The sequence below is a fragment of the Acidovorax bellezanensis genome (assembly GCF_025421555.1).
Taxonomy (GTDB): Bacteria; Pseudomonadota; Gammaproteobacteria; order Burkholderiales; family Burkholderiaceae_C; genus Comamonas; species Comamonas bellezanensis.
The window spans coordinates 37,469-51,966 of record NZ_JAODYH010000005.1; the positions used below are offsets into that span (position 1 = coordinate 37,469).

Consider the following 14,498-nt stretch of genomic DNA (forward strand, 5'->3'; position numbering starts at 1 on the left):
CCACCTCTAAGGACTGCCCCCATGAAACGCCGCCACCTGATTCAAGCCGGCTCCGCCGCCCTCGGTCTGTCGATCGCCGGAGTCCCTTTGCATGCGCTGTCCCAGGCCAAGAAGGGCGTGGTCAACGTGCTGGTCCAGCCCGAACCGTCCGGCCTGATGCTGGGCATCGTGCAGAACGGCCCGACCCAGCTGATCTCCGGCAACATCTACGAAGGCCTGCTGCGCTACGACGAGAAGCTCGAGCCCCAGCCCCAGCTGGCCGTTTCCTGGACCGTCAGCCCGGACAGCAAGACCTACGTCTTCAAGCTCAAGCCCAACGTGAAGTGGCATGACGGCAAGCCCTTCACCGCGGCCGACGTGGTGTTCTCGTCTGACGTGTTCCTGCGCAAGACGCATGCGCGCTTTCGCGCCAGCCTGGAGCAGCTCGAATCCGTCAAGGCGCTGGACCCGCTGACCGTGGAGTTCAAGCTCAAGCAGCCCTTCGGCCCCTTCATGGGCCTCTTCGAGAACGGCACCATGCCCATGGTGCCCAAGCACATCTACGAGGGCACGGACTTCGCGACCAACCCGGCCAATGCCACGCCCATAGGCACAGGCCCGCTGAAGTTCAAGGAGTGGGTCAAGGGCTCGTACATCCACCTGATCGGCAACCCGCAGTACCACGTGGACGGCGCCGTCACCGTGGACAGCGTGTACTTCCACGTGATCCCGGACGCCGCCTCGCGCGCCGCCGCCTTCGAATCGGGCAAGGTCGACATCGCACCGGGCGGCACGGTCGAATACTTCGACGTGGCCCGTCTGTCCAAGCTGCCGGGCGCGGCCGTGACCACCAAGGGCTGGGAGTTCTTCGCGCCGCACAGCTGGCTGTGGATCAACAACCGCTCGGCGCCCATGAACAACCTCAAGTTCCGCCAGGCTCTGTGGACCGCCATCGACCGCGAGGCCATGGCCAAGATCGCCTGGCATGGCTTCGCCAAGCCCGCCACCGGTCCGTTCAACAGCCACATCGCGCACTACAGCAGCGATGTCGCCAAGTACCCGCGTGACCTGGCCAAGGCCAAGAAGCTGCTGGCCGAGTCGGGCTACAAGGGCGAGACCCTGCGCCTGCTGCCCCTGCCCTACGGCGAGTCCTGGCAGCGCCAGGCCGAGATCGTGCGCCAGAACCTGACGCAGGCCGGCATCAAGGTCGAGATGGTCGCCACCGACGTGGCCGGATGGAACCAGCGCTGCAACGAGTGGGACTTCGACCTGGCCTTCACCTACGTCTACCAGTACGGCGACCCGGCACTGGGCGTGGGCCGCAACTACACCAGCCACAACATCGCCAAGGGTTCGCCTTTCAACAACGTGGGCGGCTACGTCAACCCCAAGGTCGACGAGCTGTTCGCCGCCGGTGCGCGCGAGAGCGACCAGACCAAGCGCCGCGCCATCTACCAGGAGGTGCAGAAGATCCTCGTGGACGAGGTGCCCGTGGTCTGGCTGCACGAGATCAACTTCCCCACGCTGTACCGCAACAAGATCCAGAACCTCATGAGCTCGGGCATCGGCCTGAACGACGGTCTGGGCCGCGTGAAGCTCAGCTGAACGGGGTCCGCCATGAAACGTCTCCAGTTCATGTCCGTGCGAATCCTGCAAGGCCTGCTGGCCCTGCTGCTGATCGCGACCGTCAACTTCATGCTGGTGCGTGCGGCGCCGGGCGATCCGGTGTCCATCATGGCGGGCGAAGCGGGGGCCTCCGACCCGCAGTTCGTGGCCCAGTTGCGCGAGCAGTTCGGCCTGGACAAGCCGCTGCCCACGCAGTTGGCCAACTACCTGGGCCATGTGCTGCAGCTGGACCTGGGTTTTTCCTACCGCCAACAGCAGCCCGTGGTCGACCTCATTCTCGAGAGGCTGCCCGCCACGCTGCTGCTGACCGGCACCGCCTTCGTGCTGTCGCTGGTCTTCGGCGTCGGCCTGGGCGCGCTGGCCAGCCGCCACGCGGGCAAGGCCGTGGACAGCGTCATCACCGTGGTGGCGCTGGTGTTCTACGCCACGCCGCTGTATTGGCTGGCGATGATGGCCGTGCTGGTCTTCACCGTGCAGCTCGACTGGCTGCCGGCCTTCGGTTTCTTCACCGTCGGCGCCGACCTGCACGGCATGGACAAGGTGCTCGACATCGCCCAGCACCTGCTGCTGCCCGCGCTGACGCTGGCGCTGTTCTACATGGCGGTCTATGCGCGCATGACGCGCGCCTCCATGCTCGAAGTCGCGCAGATGGACTTCGTGAAGACGGCGCGCGCCAAGGGCGTGCACCCCAGCCGCATCCAGCGCAAGCACATCCTGCGCAACGCGCTGCTGCCGGTGGTCACGCTGGCCGGCATCCAGGCCGGCGGAATGATCGGCGGCGCCGTGCTGACCGAGACCGTGTTCTCCTGGCCCGGCATAGGGCGCTTGATGTTCGATGCCCTGGTGCAGCGCGACTACAACCTGCTGCTGGGCTGCTTCCTGTTCACGGCGGCGATGGCGGTGCTGTTCAACCTGATCACCGATTTCGTCTACACGGTGGTCGATCCACGCATTGAATTGAGCTGAGGAGCCCTTCATGAAAAGCAACTTCTGGCGGCGCTTTTGCCGCAACAAGGGCGCCGTGTTCGGCCTCATCGTGCTGGCGCTGGTAGCGCTGCTCGTGGCCGTCGGCCCATGGATCGCGCAGTTCGATCCCTGGGACATGGTGGGCGCGCCTTTCCAGGCCCCGATGGCCGAGCCCGGCATGCTCCTGGGCACCGACACCATGGGCCGCGACATCCTGTCGGGCATCGTCGCCGGTGCGCGCGTCTCGCTGTTGATCGGCGTGGTCTCCACCCTGGTGTCGCTGCTGATCGGTGTCAGCGTGGGCGCGGTGGCAGGCTACTTCGGCGGCTGGGTCGATGCGCTGCTGATGCGCTTCACCGAGCTGTTCCAGGCCGTGCCCAGCTTTGCGCTGGCCATCGTGCTGGTGGCGATCTTCCAGCCCTCGATAGGCTCCATCGTCGTGGCCATCGCCATCGTCTCGTGGCCGCCGGTCGCACGGCTGGTGCGCAGTGAATTCCTGACGCTGCGCCAACGCGATTTCGTGGCCGCCGCCGAGCTCGCGGGCCAGTCCACGCCGCGCATCATCCTGACGCAAATCCTGCCCAACGCGGCCTCGCCCATCGTGGTCATGGCCTCGCTGATGATCGCCACGGCCATCCTGCTCGAGTCGAGCCTGAGCTTCATGGGCCTGGGCGACCCGAACCAGATGAGCTGGGGCTATATGGTCGGCTCGGCGCGCTCGGTGCTGCGCCAGGCCTGGTGGATGGCCGTGTTTCCGGGCGTGGCCATCCTGATGACCGTGCTGGCGCTGAACCTGGTGGGCGAAGGCCTGAACGATGGATTGAACGCACGCGCCGACGGGAGAGGCAAATGAAGATGGAACACCTGCCAACACCCGTGCTGGAAATCGAAGGACTGGACATCCGCCTGCCCGCGGGCGCCGACCGCGCCCTGGCCGTGCAGGGCGCCTCGCTGCAGCTGATGCCGGGCCAGACGCTGTGCGTGGTCGGCGAATCGGGCTCGGGCAAGTCCATGATCGCCAACGCCATCATGGGCCTGCTGCCGCGCCCGCATGTGGAGCCGGTGGCCGGCCGCATCCTGCTCGACGGCCAGGACCTGCTGCAGTTGAACGAGCAACAGCTGCGCACGCTGCGCGGCCGGCGCATGGGCATGGTCTTCCAGGAGCCCATGGCCGCGCTGAACCCGGTCATGCGCATCGGCGAACAGATCGCCGAAGTGTTCGACGCCCATGTGCGCCTGCCGGCCGCCGAAAAGCGCCAGCGCATTCTCGCGGCGCTGGCCGACGTCGGCCTGCCCGACCCCGAGCTGCTGATCGACTCCTACCCGTTCCGCCTGTCCGGCGGCCAGCGCCAGCGCGTGGTCATCGCCTGCGCGCTGGTCATGGAGCCGGCCCTGCTGATCTGCGACGAGCCCACGACCGCGCTGGACGTGACCACGCAGGCACAGATCCTGAAGCTGATCCGCGAGCTGCAGCAGCGCAAGGGCACGGCCGTGCTGTTCATCACCCACGACTTCGGCGTGGTCTCCGAGATCGCCGACCACGTCGTAGTCATGCAGACCGGCCAGATCGTCGAGGCCGGCCCGGCCGCGGCCGTGCTGGCGCGGCCCCAGCATGCCTACACGCGCAAGCTGATCGGCGCCATTCCGCAAGGCCGCATGCCCGAGCGGGCCGCCGAGCGCGATGCGCACCGCGTGCTGCAGGTCGAAAACCTGCGCAAGACCTATGTCACCGGCGGCAGCCTGCTGCGCAAGGGGCGGCGCGTCGAGGCGGCCCGGGACCTGACGTTCGATCTGCGCCGCGGCGAGACCCTGGGCCTGGTCGGCGAGTCCGGTTCGGGCAAGTCCACCGTGGGCCGCTGCATCGTCGGCTTGACGCCGTTCGACAGCGGACGCGTGCTGTTCCAGGGCCGCGCCTTGCAGTCGGGTGCGCAGTTCCGCGCGCAGTCGCAAGGCAAGATACAGATGGTGTTCCAGGACCCCTACGCTTCGCTGAATCCGCGCCACCGCATAGGCGCGGCCATCGCCCAGGGGCCGATCGCGCAAGGCCTGCCCAAGGACCAGGCCATGGCCCGCGCCATCGAGCTGCTGCAACTGGTGGGCCTGGGACCGGAGGCCGCGAACCGCTTTCCCCACGAGTTCTCCGGCGGCCAGCGCCAGCGCATAGGCATCGCGCGCGCACTGGCCATGGAGCCCCAGCTGCTGGTGGCCGACGAGCCCGTCTCCGCGCTCGACGTCTCGGTCCAGGCACAGGTCCTGAAGCTGTTCGCCGAAGTGCGCCAGCGCTTCCAGCTGGCCATGGTCTTCATCACCCACGACCTGCGCGTGGCCGGCGAGATGTGCGACCACATCGCCGTCATGCAGCGCGGCCAGATCGTCGAATACGGCGAGACCGCCAAGGTGCTGGCCAACCCGCAGCACGCCTACACCCGCACCCTGATCGAGGCCCAGCCGCGGCTGACCTCCGACGCCGTACAGACGATGGAGGTGACGGCATGAAGCCCTGCATTGCACTGGTCTCCGACCAGATCGCCATGGACTACCTGCTGCCGGCCTTCCGCGCGCAGTTCCCCTCCGCCGAGTTGCGCCGGGCCGACACCCAGGTACAGCAGCTCGGCGCGCTGGAAGACATAGACGCCGTGGTCTGCTGGTCGCCGCCGCCAGGGCTGCTGGCGCGCATGCCGCGCCTGCGCCTGGTGCAGTCGGTAGGCGCCGGCACCGACCACATCACGCGCGACGCCACGCTGCCCGACGTCCCGGTCTGCCGCATCATCGACCCCGAGATGGCGGCCGGCATGAACGCCTACGTCGCCTGGGCCGTCGTGCACGGGCAGCGCCACATGGGCCGCTATCTCGACCACCAGCGCCTCAGCACCTGGAAAGAAGCGCCCATCGTGCCGCCGGGCCGGCACCGCGTGGGCATCGCCGGGCTGGGCGTGCTGGGCCAATCCGCCGCGCGCGCGCTCGCCGCCATCGGCTACGCGGTGCGCGGCTGGAGCCGCAGCCCCAAGGACGATCTGCCCGCGGGCATCACCGCCTTCCACGGCGAGGCCGCGCGTGCCGAGTTCCTGGCCGGCTGCGACACGCTGGTCTGCCTGCTGCCCTTGACCGAGGACACGCGCGGCCTGCTCAACGCCGAACTGTTCGCCCAGTTGCCACGGGGCGCCCGCCTGGTCAACGTCGGCCGCGGCGCGCACCTGGTCCAGGACGACCTGCTGGCGGCGCTCGACAGCGGCCAGCTCGCCTCGGCCGTGCTCGACGCCTTCGTCGAAGAGCCGCTGCCACCCGGCCACCCGTTCTGGCAGCACCCGGCCATCACCGTCACGCCGCACATCGCCACCCGCACCGGCCCGCAGACCATTGCGCAGCTGACCCACGACAACCTGGCCCGGCTCAGCCGCGCCTGACACCCCAAGGAAAACATCCCATGACAGAACACCGCAGCACCGCCGACAAGGACGTCGCCACCCACCTGCACTCCTATACCAACCTCGCCGCGCTGCCGCAGACGCCGCCGCTGGTCATCGTCCAGGGCGACGGCATCCACGTCGTCGACGACCAGGGCCGGCGCTATGTCGAAGGCATGTCGGGCCTGTGGTGCGCCTCGCTGGGCTTCTCCAACCAGCGGCTGGCCGACGCCGGCGCCAAGGCCTTGCAGACCCTGCCCTACTACCATACCTTCAACCAGCGCACCAACGTGGCCGTGGCCGATCTGGCCGAGCGGCTGCTGGCGCTGGCGCCCGTCCCCATGGCGCGCGTGTTCTTCGCCAACTCGGGTTCCGAGGCCAACGACAGCGCGGCCAAGATGGTCTGGTACTACCACAATGCCATCGGCAAACCGGCCAAGAAGAAGATCATCGCGCGGCGCAATGCCTACCATGGCGTCACCGTGGCCGCGGCCAGCATGGGCGGGCTGGACGGCAACCACCGTGACTTCGACCTGCCCCTGGCCACCGCGCCCGCGCGCTTCCTGCACGTGGACTGCCCCCACCACTACCGCTACGCCGAGCCCGGCGAGACCGAGCAGGACTTCTCCTCGCGCCTGGCCGCGCAGCTCGAAGAACGCATCCTGGCCGAGGGCCCGGAAACCGTGGCCGCCTTCATCGCCGAACCCGTGATGGGCGCGGGCGGCGTGCTGGTGCCGCCCGCGGGCTATTTCGAGAAAGTGCAGGCCGTGCTGCGCAAGTACGACGTGCTGATGATCGCCGACGAAGTGATCTGCGGCTTCGGACGCACCGGCAACATGTTCGGCTCGACCACCTTCGGCATCCAGCCCGACATCCTGACCTGCGCCAAGGCCCTGTCCTCGGGCTACGTGCCCATCTCGGCCGTGATGGTCAACGACAAGGTGCACAGCGCCATCGCCGCCCACAGCGGCAAGCTCGGCAGCTTCGGCCACGGCTACACCTACTCGGGCCACCCCGTCGCCTGCGCCGTGGCGCTGGAGACGCTGAAGGTCTACGAAGACCAGCACATCCTCGAGCATGTGCGCGCGCTGGCCCCCGCCTTCCTGGCCGGACTGCAGGCCTTCGCCGACCAGCCCTGTGTCGGCAACGTGCGCGGCGTGGGCCTCATCGGCGCCATCGAGCTCATGGCCGACAAGACCACACGCACGCCGTTCGCCGCCGAGCACAAGGCCGGCTACCGGCTGGCGCAGCTGGCGCTGGAGGAAGGCCTGATCGTGCGCGCCATGGGCGACAGCATCGGTCTGTGCCCGCCGCTGATCATCACCCGCACCGAGCTGGACGACCTGTTCGCGCGCCTGGCCCGGGCGATGGAGCGCTTCCAGGCCGAGCTGCAACAGTAAGGAAGACACCATGACATCCCGCCGGACCGAATCCGCGCCTGTCTCCGCCTTCACGTCGATCCAGGTCCCCGACCTGGTCGGCGTGGTCGAGGCGCAACTGCAAGAAGCCATCCTGTCGGGCCGCATCGCCCCCGGCGGCCGCATCATCGAAGCCGAACTGGCCCGGCAGATGGGCGTGAGCCGCGCTCCCGTGCGCGAAGCCGCGCGCCGTCTGGAAAGCCTGGGCCTGCTGGTCTCGCGCCCGCGCCACGGCTTCACGGTGCGCACCGTCTCGCACAAGCAGGTCAACGACCTGTACGAAGTCCGCACCCAGCTCGAACTGCTGGGCGCCGCGCTGGCCTGCCAGCACGCCAGCGACGCCGAACTGGCCCAGCTCGATGCACGCGTGGACGACATGGTGGCGCGCGCCGAGACGCTGACCTCCCAGGAGCGCGTGGCGCTGGACCTGGACTTCCACTTCACCATCAGCGCGCTGTCGGGCAACCACTACCTGCACCGTCTCTTCGACAACCTGCAGACCGAAGTGCGCATGTTCCTCGCGCTCAGCGAAGGCACCCACGGCGACCTCAAGGCCCTGGCCGAAACGCATCGCCCCATCGCCCACGCCATGGCGCGGCGCGACGTGGACGCCGTGCAGCAGGCGCTGCGCTTCCACCTGGAAGACGCCAAGGCCCACGCCTGCGGCCTGTTCTCGAAGAACTGAGCCCGGCCGCGCGCCGCGCAAATCCCCATCCACTCGACCGTCGACCCTTCCCACCGAACCCGAGCGCCCCCCCATGAAAGTCATCTACAGCGACCAGCACACCGGCCATGACCCCCAGCACTTCATCGTGCGCGGGCGCATGAAACGCAGCAACGAGCAGCCTGAGCGCGGCACGCTGCTGCTCAACGCCGCCCGCCAGCAGGGCCACAGCATCGTGGCGCCCGATGACCACGGCCCGGGTCCGCGCGCGGCCATTCACACGCCGCAGTACCTGCGCTTTCTGGAAACGGTCTGGGAGCGCTGGCAGCAGCTCGACGGCGCGTCCGAGGAAGTCATTCCCAACGTGCACCCCTTCCCGGGCCAGCCCTTCACCTACCCCGACAGCCTGGTCGGCCAGGCGGGCTACCACATGGGTGACATGGCCTGCTCCATCGGCCGCCACACCTGGCAGGCCGTCACCTGGTCGGCCCATGTGGCCACGCACGCCGCGCAACTGGTGCTGGAGGGCGAGCGCGCGGCCTATGCGCTGTGCCGCCCGCCGGGCCACCATGCCTATGCCGACCGCGCCAACGGCTTCACCTACCTGAACAACGCCGCCATCGCGGCCCAGCATCTGCGCCAGAAGCACGACCGCGTGGCCATCCTGGACATCGACGTGCACCACGGCAACGGCACGCAAGGCATCTTCTGGCGCCGCAAGGACGTGCTGACGATCTCGCTGCACGGCGACCCGCATTTCTGCACGCCTTTCTTCACCGGCCATGCACACGAGATCGGCGAAGGCGAAGGCCTGGGCTACAACCTGAACCTGCCGCTGGCGCGCGGCACGCAGGACGAGGGCTTTCTGGCGGCGCTGGCCACGGCCCTGGCCACCATCCGCGCCTTCGCGCCCGGCGCGCTGGTCGTGGCCATGGGCCTGGACGCGCACGAGAACGACCCCTACCAGGCGCTGGCCGTCAGCACTGCGGGCTTCGCGCGCATCCTCGGCGAAATCGCCCGCCTGGGCCTGCCCACCGTGCTGGTGCAGGAAGGCGGCTATCTGTCGGAAGACCTGGGACCGAACCTGGCCAGCGCCCTGGGCGGTTTCGAGAAAGCCGCATGATGGCCCACGACCTGGACGCCGCCATCCGCGCGGCCCTGCCCGAAGCCGCGGTACTGAGCGCACCCCCGGCGCCCGTGCAGCCCGATGAGGCCGCCGACCTGCTGCGCCAGCACTACGGACTGACCGGCCAGCTGCAGCCGCTGAGCGGCGAGCGCGACGCGAACTTTCTGCTGGCGCCCGCGGGCGGCGGCGCGCGCTGCATGCTCAAGCTCTCGCACCCGGACGAGGACCCGCTGGTCGCCGATTTCCAGACCCAGGCCCTGCTGCACCTGGCCGCCACCGACCCGGACCTGCCGGTGCAGCGCCTGCTGCCCGACCGCCAGGGCGCGGCCTCGGTGCGGATCCAGGACGCCGCGGGCCGCACGCGCGTGGCCCGCGTGTTCAGCTACATCGAAGGCCTGCCCATGCCGCAGGCGCCGCGCTCGTCCGCGCAGCGCCTGAACGTGGCCCGCATGCTGGCGCGGCTGGACATGGCGCTGGCCGGCCTCCAGCACCCCGCCGGCGCGCGCGAACTGCCCTGGGACATCCAGCGCGCCGACCGCGTGCGTCCCCTGCTGGTGCATGTGACCGACCCGGCGCGGCGCGCGCTGGCCGAGGCCGCGCTCGACGGTTTCGAGCAGCGCGCCAAGCCCCGATTGGCGACGCTGCGCCGCCAGCCCATACACAACGACTTCAACCTCTACAACCTGCTGGTCGACCCGGCGGCGACCGAGTGCGTCGCCGGCATCCTGGACTTCGGCGACATGGTGCAGGGGCCGCTGGTCAACGATCTGGCCGTGGCCGCGTCCTACCAGATCGACGAGAGCAGCGATGCGCTGGCCTCGATCGCTGCGTTCGCCGCGGCCTACCACGCGGTCTCGCCGCTGCAGGCGGCCGAGACGGCCCTGCTGCTGGACCTGGTGCGCGCGCGGCTGTCCATGGTGGTCGCCATCAGCGGCTGGCGCGCCGCGCGCGAACCTGACAACGCCCCCTATTTGCTGCGCAACAACGCCGTTTCCTGGGCCCGGCTCGCGGCCTGCGCCGCGCTGACGCCCGAGCAGGTGCAGTCGGCCATCCACGCGGCCTGCCGCCTGTCCACCCCGGAGCCACTCCATGCCTGAATCCACCCCCACCGCCGAAATGCTCGCGCGCCGCGCACGCCTTCTGGGCCCGGCCTACCGTCTGTTCTACGAGCAGCCCTTCCAGCCCGTGCGCGGCGAAGGCGTGTGGCTGTATGACGCGGCCGGCCAGCCCTACCTCGACGCCTACAACAACGTGGTCTGCGTGGGCCATGCCCACCCGCAGGTGGTCGAGGCCATCGCGCGCCAGGCCGCCACGCTGAACACGCATACCCGCTATCTGCACGACGGCATCCTCGACTATGCCGAGCGCCTGCTGGCCACCATGCCCCCCGAACTGGGCCATGCCACGTTCACCTGTACCGGCAGCGAAGCCAACGACCTGGCCATGCGCATCGCCACGGCCCATACCGGCGGCGCCGGCCTGATCGTCACGCGCTTCGCCTACCACGGCGTGACTTCGGCCATCGCCTGCGCCTCGCCTTCGCTGGGCCAGTTCGTGCAGCTGGGCGCGCATGTGCGCCTGGTGGATGCGCCCAGCGGCGGCGATGCCGGCGCCGGCCACCGCTTCGCCGAGGGCGTGCGCGCCGCGATTGCCGACCTGCGCGCCCACGGCATCGCGCCGGCCGCGCTGATGGTCGACACGGTGTTCTCCAGCGACGGCGTATTCACGGGACCGGCGGGCCTGCTGCGCGAGGCCGTGGAGGCCATCCACGCGGCCGGCGGCGTCTTCATCGCCGACGAAGTGCAGCCCGGCTTCGGCCGCACGGGCGAGACTTTCTGGGGCTTTCAGCGCCACGGCGTGGTGCCCGACATCGTGACCATGGGCAAGCCCATGGGCAACGGCCACCCGGTCGCCGGCCTGGCCGTGAAGCCCGAAGTCATGCAGGCCTTCGGCAAGGCCTGTCGCTACTTCAACACGTTCGGCGGCAACCCCGTCTCCATGGCCGCGGCCTCGGCCGTGCTGGACGTGATCGAGCAGCAGGACCTGCAGCGCAACGCCCTGGAAGTCGGCACCTACCTGCGCGAGCGCCTGGCGGCGCTGGCCCCGCGCCATGCGCTGGTGGGCGAAGTGCGCGGCGCCGGCCTGTTCCTGGGTGTGGAGCTGGTCACCGACCGCGCGGCGCGCACTCCGGCAACGGCCCAGGCCGCGCGCGTGGTCAACGGCCTGCGCGCACGGCAGGTGCTGCTCAGCGCCACGGGCGAGCACGCCAACATCCTCAAGATCCGGCCGCCGCTGGTGTTCACACGGGAGCATGCCGACCTGCTGGTGCAGCGGCTGGACGAGGTGCTGACGGCCATTGCGCAGTAATGGCCGGCTGCGGGGCCTAGCGCCAGCCCTGCTGCACCATTCTTTCCTCCACCTGGGTGGCCAGCTGCGCGTAGAAATACGGCGTCGGATGCACGTCGTCGGCATAGGCATAGCGGCTGACATCGCCCGCTTTCAGATTCGTGCCATTGCAGGCCAGCGAACTGAGCAGGGGATTCTTCACGGAGCTCAGGTCGCAGGCCGTCTCGGTCACATTGGTCAAGCCGAACGCGCTGGGGTTCGTCGCGGCTTGCTGGGTCAAGGCATACACGTCCACCAGCAACACGTCGGTCTCGGCCGACAGGGCGCTGCTCAGCTGCGCGTTGAAGGCCTGGGCCATGGCGGCCATCAAGGCCTGTGTCTCCGCGGGCTTGGAGCGGCCGGCCGGGGTCTGCGCAACGTCCGGCAGGTTGTTGACCACGACATACCGGGCGCCGTTGGCAAGCACCTGGCTTTTCACCAGCGTGGCCAGTTCGGCGCCCGCCAGGGTCAGCGCGGTCACGAGATTCGGCCCCTGGTCCGCGGCGTACTTGTTGCCCGCGGCGGCCCCGGCCGTCGCGGCATCGGCCTGAGCGGCCGCCACCATGGGGCCGTATACGGCCATGCTAGCCACCGCCGCATTGCCGGGCTGACCGGCCGCAGCCCCTACGGCTGCGATGGTCGCGCTCGCTTGCGAGCTCCCCGGCCTGGCGAGCTCGGCGCTCACCGCCGAGAAGATCGCCACCGCCGCGGTGCTCGGGGCGATGGCCCCGGACGCCAGCAAGGGGACCAGACTGTCGAAATATTGCCTGGCACCCGCGGCCTGACCCGCCGCCGTGGCCCCGGCCTGCAGCGCACCCAGCTGGAACAGCATGTCATTGCCGCCCGCCATCACCAGGACCAGATCGTCTGGCTTGAACTTTCCACCCGACTGCGCCAGGTGGTTGGCAATCTGCGTCTTCACCGGCACGGTCAAGGCGCCCAGCGCGCTGCCGGTCAGCTTGTTGTTCGGTCCGACCGGATGGGTGACGCGGGAGCCGCCCTGGCCGTAGCCAAAGCAGCCGGCGTGGTTTTGCACCCGCACCGAAAAGCCCTGGGCGGCATTACCGTCCAGGCCGGTCTGCGCCGCGCAGGGCGCAGGCAGGCCCAGCCGGGCCGCCATGACTTCGATCCAGGTCAGGCCGGTGAATGCGGGATTGAGCCGCGTGTTGTCGCCATTGATGGTGAACTTTCCGCCGCCCAGGGCCTTGAGCGCGCCGACCGCATAGGTCCCGACATCCGACAAGCTGTCGCCAAATGAAATCTGGGCGCTGAAGTGGGGCTTGGGGGCGGGTTCCACCGGTGGCACCGGGACCGGCGCTGGCGAATTGTCATCGCCATTGCAGGCACTCAACAAGGCCGCGGCCAGCAAGACTGGCAGGAAAACATGACGCATGGAATCTCCGTTTTCTGGATGGGCGGTACACCGGAAAGCCGCGATCCCACGTCGCCGTGGCACGGTGCCAGGAAAGCGCAGAGGTGTTGCTTGATGACATGCATCAACACGGCCTTGCGCCACTGTAACTAAAGTTCTATTTCGTTACTGACTCTGTCAAGCTTGGCTGGAGCATGGCGCCGAAAGAAGTGGCTCCGGCCGGCGCGATGGGGGCGGCCAGCGAGAGACGCCACTTGCGCCATGCTTTTTTCTGGCAGAGTGGGTCCGACACTTCACTTGTGTCTACACTAGGGTTTGTACTAGGTTCGTGCCTTGGACTGCGATCCACGCAGCGGTGCGGCGCCTGGACATCGACTTTCTAAAAGGATTGGGATCATGAAGAAACTTCTCGCTACCTTGGCTTTTTGCGCCACCGCTGCAGCTCCGGCTTTTGCCGCCGACTGCGCCACCACGGTCGAAGCCAACGACATGATGCAGTTCAACACCAAGAGCATCACCGTACCCAAGGCCTGCAAGAGCTTCAGCGTGACCTTGAAACATGTGGGCAAGATGCCCAAGACCGCCATGGGCCACAACCTGGTCGTGACCACGGCTGCCGACATGACGGCCGTCAATGCCGACGGCATGAAGGCCGGCGCGGCCTCTGACTTCGTGAAGAAGGACGATGCCCGCGTGATCGCCCACACCAAGGTCATCGGCGGCGGCGAAAGCACCACCATCGAGATTCCTGTCGCCAAGATCGCCGCCGGCACCGACTACAGCTTCTTCTGCTCCTTCCCCGGCCACGCCGGCATCATGAAGGGTGCGCTGAAGCTGGGCGCGTAACATAGCCCCCACGCTGGTTCGCTGCCCCCCAAGGGGGCGCGTTTTGCCTTGGGGCGGCCCGGCGGCAAAACATGGCCCCCACGCTGGCTCGCTGCGCGTAGCCGCGCTGGGGGGCATAGCCCCCCAGTTGCACCCAAAGCCTCCCCTGCGAAAGCAGCGGAGGCTTTTTCATGGGCGCCACTGAAGACAACAAAGCGCACGCCCTTAGTGCGATTTACGAAAAATCGGCTTTCATGTAACACTGTGTTTACCATGCAAAAAGCCCTTCTTCGCCTCGCAGCCTGCACTGCCCTGCTGCTGCCGTTCGCTGTCCACGCCCTGCCCCTGGCGCGGCTGAACCAGTCGGCACTGCTCCACATCCCGGCACAGGATGTGCCCAGCTTCAAGTCCTTTGTGGGCCAGACCCTGAACGAAGGCCCGGCGGGCACGGTGGCCGAATGGAGCAGCACCGCGCGGCCAGGCAAGTTCCCGGTCAAGGTGCTGCTCAATCCCGGCGCCAAGGTCGAAACCCAGTCCGCCGGACAGTGCCGCCTGCTGTCTGCCCAGGTCAGCCAGAGCCGCACGGCGCACCAGTGGAAGCTGTGGTTCTGCCAGCAGGCCGACGGCAGCTGGAAGATCAGCGGCCTGGAATAAACCCCTCAGAAGCCCCGCGGCCGCCGCACGTCGCGGCGTCGGCCCTGTGCCCGTCACGCTCTGCCAACCAGGATGTCTT

General features: G+C 68.5%; 13 protein-coding genes. 12 read left to right on the forward strand and 1 reads right to left on the reverse strand.

The genetic code is table 11. The features are described 5' to 3' along the window. Positions 1-21: 21 nt before the first annotated feature. The 10 genes from N0K08_RS11700 to N0K08_RS11745 all read left to right on the forward strand — a co-directional run bounded on the left by N0K08_RS11700 (position 22) and on the right by N0K08_RS11745 (position 11,550). Positions 22-1,584 carry an ABC transporter substrate-binding protein gene (locus tag N0K08_RS11700; RefSeq protein WP_261500533.1) on the forward strand — a complete coding sequence of 521 codons (1,563 nt, stop codon included), beginning with the start codon at positions 22-24 and terminating at the stop codon, positions 1,582-1,584. A gap of 12 nt (positions 1,585-1,596) precedes the next feature. After that, entirely contained in the window at positions 1,597-2,571 is a 975-nt protein-coding gene (locus tag N0K08_RS11705) for an ABC transporter permease (RefSeq protein ID WP_261500534.1), read from the forward strand. Positions 2,572-2,581: 10 nt separating this feature from the next. Further along, positions 2,582-3,424 (forward strand): ABC transporter permease, encoded by an 843-nt coding sequence (locus tag N0K08_RS11710; RefSeq protein ID WP_261500535.1) that lies wholly within the window; start codon positions 2,582-2,584, stop codon positions 3,422-3,424. A gap of 2 nt (positions 3,425-3,426) precedes the next feature. Beyond that, positions 3,427-5,067 (forward strand): dipeptide ABC transporter ATP-binding protein, encoded by a 1,641-nt coding sequence (locus tag N0K08_RS11715; protein WP_261500884.1) that lies wholly within the window; start codon positions 3,427-3,429, stop codon positions 5,065-5,067. Further along, positions 5,064-5,975 (forward strand): 2-hydroxyacid dehydrogenase, encoded by a 912-nt coding sequence (locus tag N0K08_RS11720; protein WP_261500536.1) that lies wholly within the window; start codon positions 5,064-5,066, stop codon positions 5,973-5,975. The genes N0K08_RS11715 and N0K08_RS11720 overlap by 4 nt, the downstream gene beginning before the upstream one ends. A gap of 20 nt (positions 5,976-5,995) precedes the next feature. Further along, positions 5,996-7,375, forward strand: a complete 1,380-nt coding sequence (locus tag N0K08_RS11725; RefSeq protein ID WP_261500537.1) for an aspartate aminotransferase family protein — start codon at positions 5,996-5,998, stop codon at positions 7,373-7,375. A 10-nt stretch (positions 7,376-7,385) separates the two neighbouring features. Further along, on the forward strand, positions 7,386-8,078 hold the full coding sequence (locus N0K08_RS11730; protein ID WP_261500538.1) for a GntR family transcriptional regulator: 693 nt from the start codon (positions 7,386-7,388) through the stop codon (positions 8,076-8,078). 73 nt (positions 8,079-8,151) lie between these two features. Next, the gene (locus N0K08_RS11735; RefSeq protein ID WP_261500539.1) at positions 8,152-9,180 is read left to right on the forward strand and encodes a histone deacetylase family protein; all 1,029 of its coding nucleotides are present in this window, start codon (positions 8,152-8,154) and stop codon (positions 9,178-9,180) included. After that, positions 9,180-10,280, forward strand: a complete 1,101-nt coding sequence (locus tag N0K08_RS11740; RefSeq protein WP_261500885.1) for a phosphotransferase — start codon at positions 9,180-9,182, stop codon at positions 10,278-10,280. The genes N0K08_RS11735 and N0K08_RS11740 overlap by 1 nt, the downstream gene beginning before the upstream one ends. Continuing rightward, on the forward strand, positions 10,273-11,550 hold the full coding sequence (locus tag N0K08_RS11745) for an aspartate aminotransferase family protein (protein WP_261500540.1): 1,278 nt from the start codon (positions 10,273-10,275) through the stop codon (positions 11,548-11,550). The genes N0K08_RS11740 and N0K08_RS11745 overlap by 8 nt, the downstream gene beginning before the upstream one ends. A 16-nt stretch (positions 11,551-11,566) precedes the next feature. Here the strand turns inward: N0K08_RS11745 and N0K08_RS11750 are convergent, their stop codons facing one another. Next, entirely contained in the window at positions 11,567-12,961 is a 1,395-nt protein-coding gene (locus tag N0K08_RS11750) for an SGNH/GDSL hydrolase family protein (RefSeq protein WP_261500541.1), read from the reverse strand. A gap of 375 nt (positions 12,962-13,336) precedes the next feature. Here N0K08_RS11750 and azu point away from each other — a divergent pair, with 375 nt between their 5' ends. Both azu and N0K08_RS11760 read left to right on the forward strand, forming a co-directional pair. After that, the gene (gene azu / locus N0K08_RS11755) at positions 13,337-13,786 is read left to right on the forward strand and encodes an azurin (protein ID WP_261500542.1); all 450 of its coding nucleotides are present in this window, start codon (positions 13,337-13,339) and stop codon (positions 13,784-13,786) included. A gap of 252 nt (positions 13,787-14,038) precedes the next feature. Then, complete coding sequence (locus N0K08_RS11760; RefSeq protein WP_261500543.1) at positions 14,039-14,419, forward strand: hypothetical protein; 381 nt, start codon at positions 14,039-14,041, stop codon at positions 14,417-14,419. Positions 14,420-14,498: the final 79 nt, after the last annotated feature.

Coding starts and splice junctions, on each gene's coding strand:
- N0K08_RS11700 (WP_261500533.1), top strand. CDS start 22: ATGAAACGCCGCCACCTGATTCAAGCCGGCTCCGCCGCCCTCGGTCTG.
- N0K08_RS11705 (WP_261500534.1), top strand. CDS start 1,597: ATGAAACGTCTCCAGTTCATGTCCGTGCGAATCCTGCAAGGCCTGCTG.
- N0K08_RS11710 (WP_261500535.1), top strand. CDS start 2,582: ATGAAAAGCAACTTCTGGCGGCGCTTTTGCCGCAACAAGGGCGCCGTG.
- N0K08_RS11715 (WP_261500884.1), top strand. CDS start 3,427: ATGGAACACCTGCCAACACCCGTGCTGGAAATCGAAGGACTGGACATC.
- N0K08_RS11720 (WP_261500536.1), top strand. CDS start 5,064: ATGAAGCCCTGCATTGCACTGGTCTCCGACCAGATCGCCATGGACTAC.
- N0K08_RS11725 (WP_261500537.1), top strand. CDS start 5,996: ATGACAGAACACCGCAGCACCGCCGACAAGGACGTCGCCACCCACCTG.
- N0K08_RS11730 (WP_261500538.1), top strand. CDS start 7,386: ATGACATCCCGCCGGACCGAATCCGCGCCTGTCTCCGCCTTCACGTCG.
- N0K08_RS11735 (WP_261500539.1), top strand. CDS start 8,152: ATGAAAGTCATCTACAGCGACCAGCACACCGGCCATGACCCCCAGCAC.
- N0K08_RS11740 (WP_261500885.1), top strand. CDS start 9,180: ATGGCCCACGACCTGGACGCCGCCATCCGCGCGGCCCTGCCCGAAGCC.
- N0K08_RS11745 (WP_261500540.1), top strand. CDS start 10,273: ATGCCTGAATCCACCCCCACCGCCGAAATGCTCGCGCGCCGCGCACGC.
- N0K08_RS11750 (WP_261500541.1), bottom strand. CDS start 12,961: ATGCGTCATGTTTTCCTGCCAGTCTTGCTGGCCGCGGCCTTGTTGAGT.
- azu (WP_261500542.1), top strand. CDS start 13,337: ATGAAGAAACTTCTCGCTACCTTGGCTTTTTGCGCCACCGCTGCAGCT.
- N0K08_RS11760 (WP_261500543.1), top strand. CDS start 14,039: ATGCAAAAAGCCCTTCTTCGCCTCGCAGCCTGCACTGCCCTGCTGCTG.